This window comes from Pseudomonas sp. PVC-3-1 (assembly GCF_057444315.1).
This window is the reverse complement of the sequence record NZ_CM172023.1, coordinates 739,316-755,486: the sequence shown is the minus strand read 5'-3', so window position 1 is coordinate 755,486 and position 16,171 is coordinate 739,316. Positions and strand designations below refer to the sequence as shown.

Below are 16,171 nucleotides of genomic sequence, written 5' to 3'. Positions count from 1 at the left end.
GGAGCGGACTCCGTCCGCGATAGTCATGCCTCCGCTCGGAGGCAGACCCATGAACCGACCCAGAGAGCCCTCCTGGCTTGCCGGCCACCAGGCACTGCGCAAAGGCAGGGCATCTATCACCGGCGAAATCTATCTGCTGACCGTCACCACCTTCCGCCGAGAGCCGCTGTTTGTGGACTTCCCTAAGGCCTGCTGTGTAGCCCGGTGTTTCGAAGGTCGACTATCGCTGGGCGAAAACCGATTACTTGCGTGGGTGTTGATGCCTGACCATGCGCATTGGCTGCGGCAACTGGGAGAAGGTGAGCGCTTGGAGACTAGCGTCGGACGATTGAAGGCTCTCAGCGCTCGCGAGTTCAATCGCCTGTCGGGACGGCGGGGGCCAGTCTGGACTGCCGCTTTTCACGATCACGCGTTACGCAATGAAAAGGAAGTGCTGCCTGCGGCGCGTTACATTGTCGCCAACCCGATACGAGCGGGAATGGTCAGGCGGATTGGGGATTATCCGTTCCGGAATGCACAGTGGCTGTGAGTCATCGCGGACGGAGTCCGCTCCTACGCTAGGTTTCGTGCGGCAAAAAAACAGGCCACCCGGAGAGGGTGGCCCAATTCACCAAGATCATGTCCGGCGTGGGGTGCCGGGAGGGTGTGAGGTACCCGTCGACAGTAGGCCCGAGCCGTGTGACAGGGCGATGACGCTACTGCGGTTTGCGCCAGTGGCCGTTGCTCTGCTGCTCGCAGAACGGCTGGAGGACGCGCGCGTCGCTGGCCACGCCGTAGTAGTGGATGTCCTGGCGGTAAGGCACGCCCTGGGTCTGGGCGTTCTCGCAGACGCCGAAGGCGCCGCTGGGGCAGCTTTCTGCGTAGGTCACCTCGACCTTCTGGTCTTTGAGCTGCGGCTGGCAGAAGCCCTCGCGGAAGAGTTTTTCCGGAATGGTGCGGTTCTGCTGGCAGACCTTCACGTCGACGTCCTTGCCCTGGGTGTGCACCACGCAAGCCTCGCCTTGGGCGAGCAGGGGCAGGCAGGAGAGGGCGAGAGACAGCAACAGGCGCATGGTCGATCCGGGGTTGGTGTGAGAGAGCCGCGACTCTAGCGCTTTTCCCGGCGAGCGTCAGGCGGCACCATGGGCGAATGTTGAAGCAGATCCCGACTCATCTCATCGCCGGCCCCCTCGGGGCGGGCAAGACCAGCCTGCTGCAGAACTTGCTGGCGCAACGCCCGGCGGGCGAGCGCTGGGCCGTGCTGGTCAACGAATTCGGCCAGGTCGGCCTGGACGCCGCGCTGTTGTCCCGCGACGAGGACGGTATCACCCTGGGCGAAGTCGCCGGCGGTTGCCTGTGCTGCGTGAATGGCGCGCCGTTCCAGGTTGGCCTCGGCCGGCTACTGCGCAAGGCCAGGCCGCAGCGGTTATTTATCGAGCCGTCAGGCCTTGGCCATCCCGCGCAACTGCTGGCGCAACTGCGTGCCGCACCCTGGACGGGCGTGCTGGCCGTACAGCCGATGGTGATGGTGCTCGATGCCGCGGCTCTGGCTACCGGGCAGCCATTGCCCGAGGCGCAGCAACGGGCGCTGGGCGAGGCGGCGCTGCTGCTGATGAACAAGTCCGAAACCCTGGATGACGCAGCCCGTGCGGGCCTGGCGGCGCGCTTGCCGGGGATGTCGTTGCGCTGGACGAGCCACGGCCACCTGTCGCTCGGCGAGCTGCCGAGTACTCCGATTGAAGCGGCGGGCGCTGATTTGCCGCAGGGCGCCTTGTCTGGCGAACCGGCGATGCTGTTGCGCCGCGAAACGCCATTGCGCCAGGTGCGCGTCGAAGAGGGCCGACAGGCGGTTGGTTGGCGCTTCCACCGTGACTGGCGTTTCCGCACGGCCGAGCTGGACGCCTGGCTGGCTGGGCTTTGCGGACTGTTGCGGGCCAAGGCAGTGGTGCACGGCGAGGAGGCCTGGCTGGCCTGCAATCGCACCGTCGGTCCGGCGCCGTGGACACCCAGCGCTTGGCGCAAGGACAGCCGGATAGAGCTGATCCTGGCCGCCGAGGCCGATCCGCAGGCCCTGCAGGACGGCCTTTTGCGCTGTGCCAGCGCACCCGCCTGACAGATAAGGTTGCCCTCGTGTAACGAGTGAATGATAATAATTATCAGCAGATACTGCTTCGTGAACTCTCCCCGCAGGCTTTCTCATGTCGTTACCCCAACCGCGCAAGGCGGCGGACGCCAGTCCAGCCTTAGACGCTGAGGAACAGCTGTTCACTTCCGCCACGGCGGATGACGGCGCCCATTTGCCCAGCGTGAACGCCCAGCGCGTCAATGAGGCCACCTTGCGACTCGTCAGTTGCGCAGGCCCCCGCCGCGACGAGGAAGTGGTTCCCGAGGAAGTCATGATTCCCTACGCCGCGCCGGTCGAAGGCGTGGAAGACGGCGAGCAACCGCCGCCCCCCGGTGGCTGGTGGAAATCCTCGGGCCTGGCGATCGCCATGCACGTGGCCATCGTCGCCGCGCTGGTCTGGGTGATGCCCACGCCGGCCGAGCTGAATCTGGGCGCCGGCGAAATGCCCAAGGCCATGCAGGTGAGTGTCGTTACCCTGCCGCCCAAGCCTGAAGTACAGCAGCCGCCTGCTGCCGCGCCAACCCCGCCGCCGCCGGAGCCCGAGCCGCCCAAACCGATCGAGCCGCCCAAGCCGGTGGAAAAGCCCAAGCCCAAACCCAAGCCGGTCGAGAAGGCCGTGCCCAAGGTGTCGCCCAAGCCCAAGCCGAAACCCAAGCCTGAGCCGGACCCCGAGCCTGCCGAAGAAGCCGCCGCGCCACCTACCCCGGCCGCACCGCCGCCGCCCGCCGCGCCCACCGTCGGCCAGTTCACCCAGGGCGCCCAGGCCGCGCCGACCGGCTCGCAGGGCCCCGCCGGCCTGCCCACCGGCAGTCTGAACGACAGCGATATCAAACCGTTGCGCATGGACCCGCCGGTCTACCCGCGCATGGCGCTGAACCGTGGCATCGAAGGGCGGGTGAAGGTGCTGTTCACCATCACCAGCGATGGCCGTATCGCCGACATCCAGGTGCTGGAATCGTCGCCGCCACGGATGTTCGACAACGCCGTGCGCGACGCTATGGACAAGTGGCGCTTCGAACCCCGCGTCAGCGGCGGGCGGATCGTCGCCCGCCAGGCGACCAAGGTGTTCTTCTTCAAGCTCGAAGGCCGTCGCTGATCACCCTGGCGAGCCAAACAAAAAACGCGCCCCAGGGCGCGTTTTTTATTTCCGGCGAATGACTCTTGGTAGGAGCGAGCTTGCTCGCGAACCGCCTACGCAGCGGAGTCGCCGGAGAATCCGTTCGCGAGCAAGCTCGCTCCTACAACTGCAGCAGCTCCGCGCGCAGCAGTTGCAATGCTTCCCTGGGCCCGCCCACGGCGATCTTCGCCGGCACGCCGAGCATCAGGTTCAGCGGCAGGCCGAAGCCTTCGATCTGGTTGCCATCGCGATCGCGTCCCGGCTCGTCGCCTTTCCATTCGCACGGCAAGCGCTCGGCGCAGCTGCCGCCTTCGTCGAGATAACCGAACAGCGGCTTGCCCAACGCGGCGGCGTAGCCCAGTTCGAAGGCGGTGCCGCTGTCCGGCTCGGCGCCGCGGAAGGGGTTGAGGTTGGCCAGCACGGCGTCGGCCTGGCGGATCAGGTCGAGGTTTGCCTGGTAGATCCAGCGCGCCTGCTCGGCGGGCTCGACGATGCCCTCGGGCACCGAATGATCCAGCGGGTACAGCCCCTGCACGGCGAATTCGGCGCACAGGGCCTTGAGCCGCTCGCCCTGCTCGAAGGCATCGGGGCGGAACACGTCGGGGCCGGCGAGGTACAGCTTGAGCATGGTCAGAGTCCCATGAACGACAGCATCAGGAAGGTGGCGAACAGCACGAAGTGGGTCATGCCTTCGATGGCGTTGGTCTTGCCGTCATGCAGGTTGTAGCCGGCGACCATCAGCGTGATGAACATCATGCCGGTCTGCAGCGGGGTCATCGCCATCTGGATCGGCTGGCCCTTGAACAGCGCCAGGGCCTCGATCACCGGCACGGTGAGGATCACGGTCGACAGTGAGGCGCCCAGGGCGATATTGACCACCGGTTGCATGCGGTTGGCCATGGCCGCGCGCAGGGCGGTGAGGATTTCCGGGCTGGCGGAGATCGCCGCCACCAGCAGTGCCGGCACGATGGGCGGCACGCCGCTGCCTTCCAGGCCGACGTCCAGGGCCTTGGACATCACCTCGGCCAATGCGCCGATCAGCACCACGCCGACCACCAGCAGGCCCATGGACTCCTTGCTGCTGCCGGGGGCCTCGTGGCCTTCGGGGTGTTCGCCGTGGGTGGCGTAGTTGTAGCTGAAGAAGTAACTGTGCTGGCCGGTCTGCATGCGCAGGAACAGCGCGTAAAGCATGACCATGCAGCCGATGGTGAAGAACGAGTAGAGCTTCCACTGCTCGGCCGGGATCAGCTCCGGGACCACCATGGAGATGCCCACGGCGGTGAGAATCATGGTCACGTAGGTCTTGCCCGAGTCGTCGTTGTACGACTGCTCGCCGTGCTTCAACCCGCCGAGCAGCGCGGCCAGGCCGAGGATGCCGTTCATGTCGAGCATCACCGCGGCGTAGATGGTGTCGCGGGCCAGGGTCGGGGAATGGTTGTGGCCCATCATGATCGCCAGGATCACCACCTCAACCAGCACCGCCGCCAGGGTCAGGATCATGGTGCCGTAAGGCTCGCCGACCTTCTCTGCGAGGATTTCGGCGTGGTGCGCCACGCGCAGCGAGACGCCAATGATCACCGCCAGCAGCGCGCTGGCGGTGATCCCCGCGAGCAGCTTGCCGCCGCCCAGCAGGCTGTGCTCCAGCGGATAGACCGCAATGGCCACCAGCAGGGCGAGGAGGAGGAATTTTTCTTCTTTGAGCGCGCGCAGCATCGAGGGGGATGTCCATTCCGTGGGAGGTCGAGTGCGCCATCTTAGGCAATCGCCGCGGGGAATTCATTTGCCCATCGACGTCGGCGTGTCGGATCGGCCATGAAAAAGGCGCCGAAGCGCCTTTTTCCGTGCGGCGACGTTACGACTAGCCGGTGAGGTCCGCTCGGGCTCTTTGCAGCTCCTCGGCGATTTCATTCGCCTCGGCTTGTTTGTCGCGCAGCTTGTTCTGCGCCTTGGTCACTTTCCGGGCATCGCCTTTGGCTTGGGCTTTACGCAGGTCGGCCTGCGCATCCCAGATGTCTTCCTGCTTGTCGCGCAGCTTGTCTTCGAGCTTTTCTACCCAACGCTGCGCACCGCTGTTGCGGTCGGCGGTGCTGTAGTCAAGGCAATAGGCGTTGGTCTTGCTCAGTGCTCTTTTCAGCCCGGCGACACGATGGGGATTGCCATATTGCTGGGCTTTCTGAAGTTGGTATTCCAGTGCAGCGCGCTTGTGCGCGCAATCTGCCGATGCCAATGAGGTGAATCCCGCCGAAACGGCCAGCAGCAGGGAAATCGCGGAGAGTTTCGCGGTGGTCATGGTGACGCTCCTCAAATGATTCAGAGGTGATTTAGGTGTTTCTCCATGACTCGATGTTGGACGTTGGTGCCAGGTTGCGGTACCGCCTGAAGGCCAAGATGTCGCCTGAAACCATCCCGAATTCTGTAGGTTGATTCCTGTATTGCCGCACTCCATTGCAGTCAGCGAAGGCGTGGCCGTGCTATTCGCCGATATTTGCCCTGCGCCGGGCAGGGCTCGTGCGATAATTTTCGCGATTGCCTGAATAACGAGACCTCACCCATGTACGACTGGCTCAATGCCCTGCCCAAGGCCGAACTGCACCTGCACCTGGAAGGTTCGCTGGAGCCTGAGCTGCTCTTCGCACTCGCCGAGCGCAACAAGGTCGCCCTGCCCTGGGGTGACGTCGAGAGCCTGCGCAAGGCCTATGCGTTCAACAACCTGCAGGAGTTCCTCGACCTCTACTACGCCGGTGCGGACGTGCTGCGCACCGAACAGGACTTCTACGACCTGACCTGGGCGTACCTGCAGAAATGCCAGTTGCAGAACGTCATCCACGTCGAGCCCTTCTTCGACCCGCAGACCCACACCGACCGTGGGGTGCCCTTCGAGGTCGTGCTGCGCGGCATCCAGGGCGCGCTGAATGACGGTGAGAAGCAACTGGGCATCAGCCATGGCCTGATCCTCAGCTTCCTGCGCCACCTGTCCGAGGATGAAGCGTTCAAGACCCTCGACCAGGCCATGCCGTTCCGCGATGCCTTCATCGCCGTCGGCCTGGACAGCTCCGAAGTCGGCCACCCGCCTCGCAAGTTCCAGCGCGTGTTCGACCGCGCCCGCAGCGAAGGCTTCCTGACCGTCGCACACGCTGGCGAGGAAGGCCCGCCGGAGTACATCTGGGAAGCCCTGGACCTGCTCAAGATCGAGCGCATCGATCACGGCGTGCGTGCCATCGAGGATGAGCGGCTGATGCAGCGCATCATCGACGAGCAGATCCCGCTGACTGTCTGCCCGCTGTCCAACACCAAGCTGTGCGTGTTCGACCACATGCGCGAGCACAACATCCTCGACATGCTCGAGCGTGGTGTGAAAGTGACGGTGAACTCGGATGACCCGGCGTATTTCGGCGGCTACGTCACCGAGAACTTCCACGCCCTGCACGAGCACCTGGGCATGACCCAGGAGCAAGCCAAGCGGCTGGCGCAGAACAGCCTGGATGCGCGGTTGGTGAAGTAATGAGGTCCGGAGTCGGCCTGTAACACCCTCTCCCTAGCCCTGGCTGCGCGCCCCGCTCCGAAGGGAGAGGGGACTGTTCAGAGTGCTCTGACAGTTCCGAGCTCTCCGGTGAATATCGCTGCTCCCCTTCATGCCATACGGCCCCCTCTCCCTTCAGGGAGAGGGGATCGCCCGTGTTTGGTTCGAATACACCACTCCCTGTCCCTCCCTTTAACGCCTCTGCGGTAGCTCCTGTGCGCGCCGAAGTATCCGAATGCTCTGAACAACTCCCTCTCCCTTCGGAGCGGGGTGCGCAGCCAGGGTTGGGGAGAGGGCATCGCCCAATGCCAGATTCCGAACTGGAAACCCCGTCCCGATCCGTCCCCTCATCTGGCGCCCGCGACCTTTCGTACAACCCCTGCTACCCCTATAAGAACGCCTCTCCCACCGTCACGAGGTAGCAGCATGAACAGGATCGTCGCCATCACCGGCGGTTTCGGCCATCTGGGCAGCGTGGTCGGCCAGGCTTTCGCCGACGCCGGCTGGCAGGTCGCCCTGCTCGACCGTGCCGTCGGGCCGCGTTATCCACAGGCCGGTGCGTTATCCATCGGCGGCATCGACCTCACCGATTCGGCTGCTGCCCGCGCAGCGCTGGACCAGGTCAGCGAGCATTTCGGCGGCCTCGATGCGCTGATCAACGTGGCCGGCGGCTTCCACTGGGAAACCCTGGCCGACGGCGACGTCGACACCTGGGACCTGATGTACCGCATCAACCTGCGCACCGCCGTGGTCTCCAGCCAGGCCGCGCTGGCGCACCTGAAGGCGCGCGGGCATGGGCGCATCCTCAACATCGCCGCCGCGGCCGCCACACGCGCGGCGCTGGGCATGGGCGCCTACGCCGCGTCCAAGGCCGGCGTCATGCGCCTGACCGAAGCGCTGGCGGAAGAGCTGAAGGATGCGCGCATCACCGTCAACGCGCTGATGCCGAGCATCATCGATACCCCGCAGAACCGTGCCGACATGCCCGACGCCGAATTCGACCGCTGGGTGCGGCCGGAGCAGTTGGCGGCGACGCTTTTGTTTCTCGCCTCGGATGCGGCGTCAGCCATTACTGGCGCGTGCATCCCGGTGACCGGGCGCGTCTGACCGCGTGTGGCTTTTCGTAGGAGCGAGCTTGCTCGCGAACGGACTCCCGGCGGCGTCGGTGCAGGAGAGGTTCGCGAGCAAGCTCGCTCCTACCGGGAAAGTCCTTCAGTTGTCGGTAGCCCCGACGCTACGCAGGAAAGCCGCCAGGCAGGGGTTGTCGTTGTGCGGGCTCCAGGCCGCGCCGTACTCCACCTGCGGCGACTGGCCGATGGCGCGGAAGGCCACACCGGGCAGCTGCATGCGCCGCATCGAGTCCGGTACCAGCGACACGCCCAGCCCCTCGGCTACCAGGTTGACGATGGTCTGCTGCAGGTGCGTCTCCATGCGCACCGCTGGGGCGAAGCCATGCTGGCGGCAGCAGTTCATCACCGACTCGTGCAGCGCCGGCGCGGTGGCGGGCGGGAAGGTGATGAAGGGTTCGCCGGCCAGCTTCGTCACGTCCAGTTCTGCGTCCTGCGCCAGGCCATGATCGGCCGGCAGCACTGCGCACAGCGGCTCGCGCTGCAGCGTGCGGTAGAGCCGCTGGCCCGGATCGCGCTCGGGGAAGGTCAGGGCGACGTCCACTTCGCCGCTGTCCAGCGCCGGGCCCAGATCGCGCGGGAGCATCTCGTTGAGCACCAGCTTCACCTCGGGATGGCCGTCGGCGAAGGCCTTCAGCAAGCGCGGCAGTAGCGTCCAGGCGGCAAGCATGGTGAAGCCGATGCGCAGTTCTCCACGCTCCCCACGCGCTGTGGCGCTCGCCGAACGCACAGCGAGGTCGAGGCCGGCGAGCAGTGCGCGCGCGTGCTGCTGGAAGTCGCGGCCGGCGGCGGTCAGCTCCACTGAGCGCGAATGCCGGGCGAACAGCGGCGTGCCCAGCTCCTCTTCCAGCGCGGCGATCTGCCGGCTCAGTGGCGGCTGGGTGATGTGCAGCGCCTCGGCGGCGCGGCCGAAGTGCAGGTGCTCGGCGAGGGCGAGGAAATAGCGCAGTTGGCGGAAGTCGATCATCGATACGGAAAGGGTATGGATTGGTGCTTTAGTAAGCATTGGACGGTATCGATTGGCAACCCTATGCTCGCCTGCCGCTCCCGCTCTCCAGGTTCCCAGTCATGCACACCGTGTTCGCCGTCGTCCTGCCGATCTTCGCGTTGATCCTGGTCGGCTGGCTGTGCCGGCGCACCAACCGCCTCGGCCCGCAGGCGGCGTCGGAAGTGAACAAGCTGGTGGTCTGGCTGTGCCTGCCGGCGCTGCTGTTCAAGGTCACCGCCACCGCGACCTGGGCGGAAATCTGGCAGCCGGGCTTCCTCGCTGCCTTCACCGGCGGTTGCCTGCTGGTGTTTTTCGCCACGCTGGTCTGGCGTCTGCTGCAGGGCCGCCCGCTGCCGGCGGCGAGCATCGACGGGCTCAGCGCCTCCTACGCCAACACCGGCTACATGGGCATCCCGCTGTGCCTGCTGGTGTTCGGCCAGGACGGCCTGGAGCCGGCGCTGATTGCATCCCTGCTGGTGGTCTGCGTGCTGTTCGCCATCTCGGTGGTGTGCATCGAGGTCGGCCTGCAGACCGAGAAGCATATCGGCCGCGCCGTCTGGGTGGTGACCAAGGCGCTGGGCAAGAACCCGCTGGTGGTGTCGCCGATCATCGGCGGGCTTTGGGCGGTGACGGGCATTGGTCTGCCGGCGCCGCTGCTGCACTTCCTCGATATGCTTGCCGCCGCTACCACGCCGTGTGCGCTGGTCTCCCTCGGCCTGTTCCTGGCGCAGCGTCAGGAGGGCGGCGAGCAGGTCGGCGCCTGGCCGCTGGTGATGATCAAGCTGATCGGCCAGCCGCTGCTCACCGGTTTCCTCGCCTACAAGGTCTTTGACCTGCCGCCGTTGTGGGCCGACTCGGCGCTACTGCTCAGCGCGCTGCCCACCGGTACCGGGCCGTTCATGCTCGCCGAGTACTACCAGCGCGAGGCTGCTGTGGTGTCGCGGAGCATTCTGGTGTCTACCCTGGGCTCGCTGGTGACGCTCTCCCTGTGCCTGCTGTGGATTGCCAGATAGCGTGCTCTTCGTAGGAGCGAGCTTGCTCGCGAACCGCCCAGCGCTGGAGCCGCCGAAAATCCGTTCGCGAGCAAGGACTAGGCGTCCCCCTCGCTCCTACAAAAGCGGGCATAAAAAAACGGACCGGCCATCGCGGGGATGGCGGGTCCGTTGCGCAAACGCAGGGGAGCGTCACCGGGGAAAGGTGACGCTCCAGACGCAGCCCCTCAGGCGTATGGCCCGAATTGCGTCAACGTTGCGATCAAGCCGGTTCGGACAGCGCGCCAGTTGCGCGCACGGATGATTGGCGGCGGGAGATCCGGTGGGCGTCGCCCGCCGGTGCCGTGCCCTTGTCGTAGGGCTTGGCCAGCAGCATGTAGAGCAGGCCGGCGCCGAGCACGATCGCCGTGGTGAGGATCATCGAGTAGTTCATGTACCAGGGTGCGTCCGGGGTGCGTGGCCAGACCATGTTGGTGATCGCCGCCACGCCATAGATCAGCGCGGCGACGTTCACCGGCACGCCCCACTTGCCCAGCGTGAACTGGCCACCCGGCGCCCAGCCCTTGGCGCGGGCGATCAGCGCGGCAACGACGATCAGCTGGAACGCGATGTAGATGCCAATCGCGGCGAAGCCGACGATGGTGGCCACCGCATCAGCCATGAACAGACCCAGGCAGACAATGGCTGCCGGCATCACGCCTGCCACCATCAGTGCGACCGCCGGTACGTGGTTGGTGTTGAGCTTCGACAGGGCCTTGCTGCCGACGATCATCTCATCGCGGGCATAGGCGAACAGCAGGCGGCTGGCGGCAGCTTGCAGGCTCAGTACGCAGGACACGAACGACACCATCACCACTGCCATCACCAGCTTCGAACCCACCGGGCCGAAGGCATTGGCCAGGATGGTAGTGACCGGATCGGTGTCTTCGCCGTTGATCACGCGCTGGATATCCGGCACCGAGAGGATCAGCGCCAGGCAGGCGAACATCGCCGCCGCACCGCCGATGTAGATGGTCATGCGCATGGTCTTGGGGATCATCTTGCCGGGGTTCGGGGTTTCCTCGGCGACGTCACCGCAGGCCTCGAAGCCGTAGTACTGGAACAGCCCCGCCAGGGATGCGGCGAGGAAGGCCGGCCAGTAGCTGCCGTCGACCTTGATGTCGAAGGTGTTGAACAGCACGCTGAAATCGTTGTGACGCTCGAAGATCAGCAGGTAGCCGCCGACCAGCAGCGCACCGCCCAGTTCGCAGATGAAGCCGAACATGGCGACGCGGGCCAGCAGTTTGGTGCCGGACAGGTTGAGCACGGTGGACAGGGCGATCAGGCCCAGGGCGATGCCGATGGCGGCGTTGCCGTGCATCTCGAAGCCGAGCATGGCGGCCATGTACGGGCTGGCGCCCACGGCGATGCCGGCGATGGAGGTACACAGCGCCCAGGCATACACCCAGCCGACCATCCACGCCCAGCGCTTGCCCACCAGGCGACGCGCCCAGGGGTAGACGCCCCCGGAGATGGGGAATTGCGAGACCACTTCGCAGAACACCAGGCACACCAGCAGTTGGCCCAGGCCGATCAGCAGGTAGGTCCAGAACATCGGCGGACCACCCGCGGCCAGGCACAGGCCGAACAGGGTGTAGACGCCGACGACCGGCGACAGATAGGTGAAGCCCAGGGAGAAGTTCTCCCACAGGCCCATGCTGCGTTCGAAGTTGGAGCTGTAGCCGAGGGCAGCGAGCTGCTCGGCGTCATGATCGGTAGCGCCAGCGGCACGCTTGGCAGGGGACCCACTCATCGTTGTTTCCTCTCAGGGGGTTGATGGGCAGAAGGCAATCGGCCGGCGGGCCTCACGACGCCCGCCGGTTCCCTTTTCGGGTGTGTTTCTTATGGGTAAAAAGTGACGGTCACTGGCCGTCATCGAACTGCGAGAGCCACTCCACGGCTTGCCGGTGGTAGCGGGTGAAGCCCTTGTAGTCGACCAACTGCTGGTCGAGGGACTTGAGCACGCGGTGCATGCGCTTGGCCCACGCCGGGTTGGTGGCGATGTCTTCCAGGCTCAGCAGGTAGGTGCGGATCGGGAACACGATGGCGTTGCTGCGCGGCAGACGGTGCAGCGGTTGCAGTTCGATGCGCAAGTAGACCTTTTTCCCGGCGTTCTCGGCGGTCACCGTGGTGCGGTCCGGCGCCCACTCGGGCAGGGACTCGGCAGAGACATCCAGGCGCGGGTTGACGGTCAGCGACCAGTTCAGGCGACGCACCGGGTGGCCGTTGCGCAGGCGCAGGAGGAACTTCAGCGCGCGGTCGAGCATGCCGGTTTCCTTCACCAGCGGCACCGGGCCGTGGAACTCGTGCCAGGCCATGCCCAGGTTGAAGCGCAGCGAATAGTCGGCGCGCTGGGTGGCGATGCCCGCGCCCCAGTACAGGGTGCCGTCGCGCTCTTCCTGCAGGACCCAGTCGCCCTGGGCCTGGCGGGTGACGTACTCCATCGGTTCAAAGGGCAGGGTCGACGGATCACCGAATGTGAAGGTGTCGTCGATGTTCAGCAGCTTGTTGGTCCAGTGCCAGCGGGTGCCGTCCTTCTCCAGGGAGAAGTACTCCGGGTAGTCCTTGGCGTAGGACTCCATGATCAGCTCGAGCAGGTCCCACTGCGCCTCCATCATGTGCGGCGCGGAGACGTAGTGCATGCCCGGGTCCTTCTCCAGGGTGATCGCACGGTCGCGGCACTCGCTGATGTAGTGCTCGTCGATGTCGAACACCGCGCGGAAGGCATCGTTGCCTACGCTGACGTGCGGCTCCAGGTTCATCGAGTACATGTACTCGTCGTCCGGGAAGGGCCAGGGCGCGCGGTCGATGCAGGCCTGGCTGTTGGCGTAGGTGTAGTCGTCGCGGTAGGTTTCGTCGGGGCGGAATTGGATGGTCATGGTCGTTCTCCGGCTCAGCAGTCGATGACCAGCCGCGAGCACTTGGCACGCGACACGCAGGGCATGATTTTCTTGTTGGCGGCCTTGTCCTCGTCGGACAGCCAGTCGTCGGTGTGGAGGATTTCGCCATCCAGTTCGAGGACGTTGGTCTCGCACATGCCGCAGGCGCCGCCGCGGCACAGGTACGGGATTTCATGGCCGGCGGCCTCGGCGGCTTCCAGCAGGCTCTGGTCAGGCGAAACCTGGATGGTCGCGCCGCTGCGCGCCAGGGTGACCTGGAACGCCTCGCCGACGCTGCCCTGTTCGAGGAAGCGTTCGTAGTGGATGTGGCTGTCGGTCCAGCCGTGGGCGTGGGCGGCGGAGAGGGTCGCCTGGATCATGCCCTCGGGGCCGCAGACGTAGACGTCGCTGCCCAGCGGTCGGTCGGCCAGCACTTCGGCAATGTTCAGGCGCTCGCCGCGGTCGTCGCGGTAGAGGTGCACGGCATCGCCGTATTCGCGTAGCAGCTCTTCACCCAGGCGCGCATGGGCATCGCCGCGCACCGCCAGGTGCACTTCGAAGGGCGTGCCGCGCAGGCGCAGTTCGGCCAGTTGCGAGCACACCGGGGTGATGCCCACGCCGCCGGCGATGAACAGGTGCAGGCGCGCGTGCTTGCTCAGCGGGAACAGGTTCACCGGGCGGAGGATTTCCAGCTCGTCGCCTTCCTGCACCACGTCGTGCATGTGTTTCGAGCCGCCACGGCCTTCTTCTACGCGGCGTACGGCGATCTGGTAGGCGCTGGCGTCGTAGGGCGAGCTCATCAGTGAGTAGGCGTTGCGGTAGGTGCCGGCCGCGTGGGGCATCAGCACCACGACGTTGCTGCCGCCGGAGAAGGGCGTCAGGTGCGCGCCGTCGGTGGAGGCCAGGGTGAAGCGCTTGATCTCCGGGGTCACCTGCTCGATATGGGTAACGCGGACATTCAGGGTTCCGTTGGACTGGCTCATGTGTCGAGCTCCTCGGCTTCGGGCAGTTCGCCGGGGACTTCGGCGTCAGCCTTCACGGCCTGGAAGGCGGCGAGGCGGCGGGAGTAGTGGTCGCGGACCACCAGGGTGCGGGCGCAGTGCGGGCAGTCGAAAACGCGCTGGGTGACGTTCTCGGTGTAGCCGTCGCAATGCACGCACCAGACACGGCGCACGAAGGACCCGGCGTGCTCGCGCAGCACTTCGTCCTTGTTCAGGTTGATCGCGTCGGCGGCCTGCATGGCGGTGCCGATGAAGCTCTCGGAACCGGCCAGGTACAGGCGGGTACCCATGCGCGACTGCCCCAGCAGGGCGTGCAGGTCATCGACCAGCGCGCGGTTGCTCGGGTAGATCGACAATTCGACATCAGTGATGTCGCGCAGCGCGGCGAGGTGATCCTGGCCGGAGAAGGATTCGCTGGAATACAGCACGCGGATGGGCGCGGTGCGCGGCATTTCGGCGAGCAGGCGGAGCATGGCGCCGCCGCCGCTGCCCTGGCCGGCGATGATGTGGTGGTTGCCACCGGCGAGCGGGCGCAACTGGTCGTAGACCGGCCGGCTCTTGATACCTGTGATGAGCATTATTCTTGTGCCTCCAGAACTGCCGGCGCTCTGTGGTGAGAACGCCGACGCGATTCGAGGACCCGTGCACGGTCACGGGTCGAAGAAGACAGGGCACAGACTGTGCCAAATAGTTAAGTAATTGAAATTTAAAGGAAAAATAAAAATACGAGATCGGGGGTGTAAGCAGAAATGACAACGCCTGTAGGCAGGCTTGCAGCGGTGGATTGTCGCAGGGGATTTCTCTCGGGTGCGGGAACCCCCGGTGACCAATCGGTCTCGCACCGGGAGGTGGGTCTCGGGTAGGAGCGGACTTTGTCCGCGATCGATTGCCGGCTGCTCGGAGCCGGCCTGTTGCACATCGCGGACAGAGTCCGCTCCTACGAAGGCTCTTCGGGGCGCGTCAGTCGTCGCGCTGCAGCTTGCGGATCAGCGTACCGACATCGATGCCCAGGTGGATCGCCGCCTTGCGCTTGCTGCCGCACAGGCGCACCGCGCGCAGGATGACCTGGCGTTCGTAGCGCTGCACCTGGGCCTTGAGCGGCTGGTCGTCGATGGTCGCAGCCGGATCGTCGGCGGCGATGGGGCTGCCGGCCGGCGGTGCGCCGAGCAGTTCCGGCGGCAGGTGCAGTTCTTCCGCCACATCGTCGGCCAGCACGGCGAGGCGCTCGAAGATGTTCACCAGCTCGCGGATGTTGCCGGGGTAGTCGTAGCCCAGCAGGCGCTCGCGGCAGCCCGAGGCGAGCCGCAGCGGCGGCTGGCGGTCGCGGTTGATGCGCGCTAGGAGGATATCCATCAGCACCGGCAGGTCGTCACGGTGGGCGCGCAGCGGCGGGATTTCCACCGGCAGGACGGCCAGGCGGTAGTAGAGGTCGGCGCGGAATTCGCCGGCTGCCACCTGGGCGCGCAAATCCTTGTTGGTGGCGGCGATCACCTGCACCTGGACCTGTTTCGACAATGGCGAGCCCACCGGCTGGATGGTGCCGTCTTCGAGGAACTTGAGCAGCTTGGCCTGCACTTGCAGCGGGATCTCGCCGATCTCGTCGAGGAACAGCGTGCCGCCCGAAGCGCTCTCTATGTAGCCGCGCTTGCCAGACTGCAGCGCGCCGGTGAAGGCGCCACGCTCGTAGCCGAACATCTCCGATTCGAACAGGGTTTCCGGGATGCTTGCGCAGTTCACGTCGATGAAGGGCCGGTCGCCCCAGCCGGCGGCGCGGTGGATGTGCCGGGCGATGGCGGTCTTGCCCACGCCGGGCTCGCCGAGCAGCAGCAGGCGCGCGCGGCGACGGAAGGCGCGCACGCCCATGTCGGCGATGGAGGAGAGCAGCGGCGACATGTGCAGGGCGTTGTCCTGCGGGTCGCCCAGGCCCTGCAGGTCGGTGGTCGAGGCGCGCCCGGAAGGGCTGCGCAGGCTGCCCGCCGTGCCCGGCTCGTACTCGCGCTGGATCAGCAGGCTGTAGGGCTTCTCGTAGGCGCCGGTGGGTACCGCCTGGGCGCGGGTGAGGAACACCCGGCCATCGCGCGAGCGGGTCAGCGCGCTCTTGCCACCACGGCGCAGGGCCTGCTGGAAGTCGTCGAACTGCAGCGCCGAGCGCTGGAAGAAGTCCACGTCCGGCAGGCCCAGCACGTCGACGCGGGTGACGCGGTTGACGCGCTCCGCCGCGAGGTTGATGAAGCGCACCCGCGAGTCGCCGTCGCAGACGATCAGCGCCTCGCTGAAACTGTCGAGCAGGGCATGCAGCGCTGGCGTCTCCAGCAGCGCCGAGAGCATCTCCCCCGACGCGCTGACCGACGAGCGCATGCCCATGCGCAGCGGCGCAAAGAAGCCTTCTTCGCTCATGCTTCTT

At 65.9% G+C, this 16,171-nt stretch carries 16 protein-coding genes; 6 read left to right on the top strand and 10 right to left on the bottom strand.

Translation table 11 applies throughout. From position 1 onward, the window contains the following. Positions 1-49 precede the first annotated feature (49 nt). The gene (locus tag AC2T4A_RS03670) at positions 50-529 is read left to right on the top strand and encodes an REP-associated tyrosine transposase (RefSeq protein ID WP_486742750.1); all 480 of its coding nucleotides are present in this window, start codon (positions 50-52) and stop codon (positions 527-529) included. A 166-nt stretch (positions 530-695) separates the two neighbouring features. Here AC2T4A_RS03670 and AC2T4A_RS03665 read toward each other — a convergent pair whose 3' ends face one another. After that, a complete protein-coding gene (locus tag AC2T4A_RS03665; protein ID WP_486742749.1) occupies positions 696-1,052 on the bottom strand; it encodes an NADH:ubiquinone oxidoreductase in 357 nt (118 codons plus the stop codon). 77 nt (positions 1,053-1,129) lie between these two features. Here AC2T4A_RS03665 and AC2T4A_RS03660 point away from each other — a divergent pair, with 77 nt between their 5' ends. Together AC2T4A_RS03660 and AC2T4A_RS03655 are read left to right on the top strand one after the other, a co-directional pair. Continuing rightward, positions 1,130-2,092, top strand: a complete 963-nt coding sequence (locus AC2T4A_RS03660; protein WP_486742748.1) for a CobW family GTP-binding protein — start codon at positions 1,130-1,132, stop codon at positions 2,090-2,092. Positions 2,093-2,177: 85 nt separating this feature from the next. After that, positions 2,178-3,200, top strand: coding sequence for an energy transducer TonB (locus tag AC2T4A_RS03655; RefSeq protein ID WP_416743846.1), 1,023 nt, complete (start codon positions 2,178-2,180; stop codon positions 3,198-3,200). 142 nt (positions 3,201-3,342) lie between these two features. Here the strand turns inward: AC2T4A_RS03655 and AC2T4A_RS03650 are convergent, their stop codons facing one another. From AC2T4A_RS03650 to AC2T4A_RS03640, 3 genes are all read right to left on the bottom strand, one after another. After that, a complete protein-coding gene (locus tag AC2T4A_RS03650) occupies positions 3,343-3,849 on the bottom strand; it encodes a nucleoside 2-deoxyribosyltransferase (RefSeq protein WP_486742746.1) in 507 nt (168 codons plus the stop codon). Between the two features lie 2 nt (positions 3,850-3,851). Next, complete coding sequence (locus tag AC2T4A_RS03645) at positions 3,852-4,934, bottom strand: calcium:cation antiporter (protein WP_486742745.1); 1,083 nt, start codon at positions 4,932-4,934, stop codon at positions 3,852-3,854. A gap of 145 nt (positions 4,935-5,079) precedes the next feature. After that, a complete protein-coding gene (locus AC2T4A_RS03640) occupies positions 5,080-5,511 on the bottom strand; it encodes a DUF1090 family protein (protein ID WP_416743841.1) in 432 nt (143 codons plus the stop codon). Positions 5,512-5,772: 261 nt separating this feature from the next. On the opposite strand from AC2T4A_RS03640, the gene AC2T4A_RS03635 reads away from it, so the two are divergent. Together AC2T4A_RS03635 and AC2T4A_RS03630 are read left to right on the top strand one after the other, a co-directional pair. Then, positions 5,773-6,723 (top strand): adenosine deaminase, encoded by a 951-nt coding sequence (locus AC2T4A_RS03635; RefSeq protein WP_486742744.1) that lies wholly within the window; start codon positions 5,773-5,775, stop codon positions 6,721-6,723. A 444-nt stretch (positions 6,724-7,167) separates the two neighbouring features. Then, the gene (locus AC2T4A_RS03630; protein WP_416743838.1) at positions 7,168-7,848 is read left to right on the top strand and encodes an SDR family NAD(P)-dependent oxidoreductase; all 681 of its coding nucleotides are present in this window, start codon (positions 7,168-7,170) and stop codon (positions 7,846-7,848) included. Between the two features lie 105 nt (positions 7,849-7,953). Here the strand turns inward: AC2T4A_RS03630 and AC2T4A_RS03625 are convergent, their stop codons facing one another. Further along, on the bottom strand, positions 7,954-8,874 hold the full coding sequence (locus tag AC2T4A_RS03625) for a LysR substrate-binding domain-containing protein (RefSeq protein WP_478376835.1): 921 nt from the start codon (positions 8,872-8,874) through the stop codon (positions 7,954-7,956). A gap of 62 nt (positions 8,875-8,936) precedes the next feature. Here AC2T4A_RS03625 and AC2T4A_RS03620 point away from each other — a divergent pair, with 62 nt between their 5' ends. Next, on the top strand, positions 8,937-9,869 hold the full coding sequence (locus tag AC2T4A_RS03620; RefSeq protein ID WP_478376834.1) for an AEC family transporter: 933 nt from the start codon (positions 8,937-8,939) through the stop codon (positions 9,867-9,869). A 241-nt stretch (positions 9,870-10,110) separates the two neighbouring features. Here the strand turns inward: AC2T4A_RS03620 and AC2T4A_RS03615 are convergent, their stop codons facing one another. The 5 genes from AC2T4A_RS03615 to AC2T4A_RS03595 all read right to left on the bottom strand — a co-directional run bounded on the left by AC2T4A_RS03615 (position 10,111) and on the right by AC2T4A_RS03595 (position 16,164). Beyond that, positions 10,111-11,640, bottom strand: coding sequence for an APC family permease (locus AC2T4A_RS03615; RefSeq protein ID WP_486742743.1), 1,530 nt, complete (start codon positions 11,638-11,640; stop codon positions 10,111-10,113). A gap of 109 nt (positions 11,641-11,749) precedes the next feature. Then, a complete protein-coding gene (locus AC2T4A_RS03610) occupies positions 11,750-12,766 on the bottom strand; it encodes a heme-dependent oxidative N-demethylase family protein (protein WP_416743832.1) in 1,017 nt (338 codons plus the stop codon). 14 nt (positions 12,767-12,780) lie between these two features. Further along, on the bottom strand, positions 12,781-13,749 hold the full coding sequence (locus tag AC2T4A_RS03605) for a PDR/VanB family oxidoreductase (protein ID WP_486742742.1): 969 nt from the start codon (positions 13,747-13,749) through the stop codon (positions 12,781-12,783). Then, the gene (locus AC2T4A_RS03600) at positions 13,746-14,345 is read right to left on the bottom strand and encodes a dimethylamine monooxygenase subunit DmmA family protein (RefSeq protein WP_486742741.1); all 600 of its coding nucleotides are present in this window, start codon (positions 14,343-14,345) and stop codon (positions 13,746-13,748) included. The genes AC2T4A_RS03605 and AC2T4A_RS03600 overlap by 4 nt, the downstream gene beginning before the upstream one ends. A 382-nt stretch (positions 14,346-14,727) precedes the next feature. Next, complete coding sequence (locus AC2T4A_RS03595; protein ID WP_478376831.1) at positions 14,728-16,164, bottom strand: sigma-54 interaction domain-containing protein; 1,437 nt, start codon at positions 16,162-16,164, stop codon at positions 14,728-14,730. Positions 16,165-16,171: the final 7 nt, after the last annotated feature.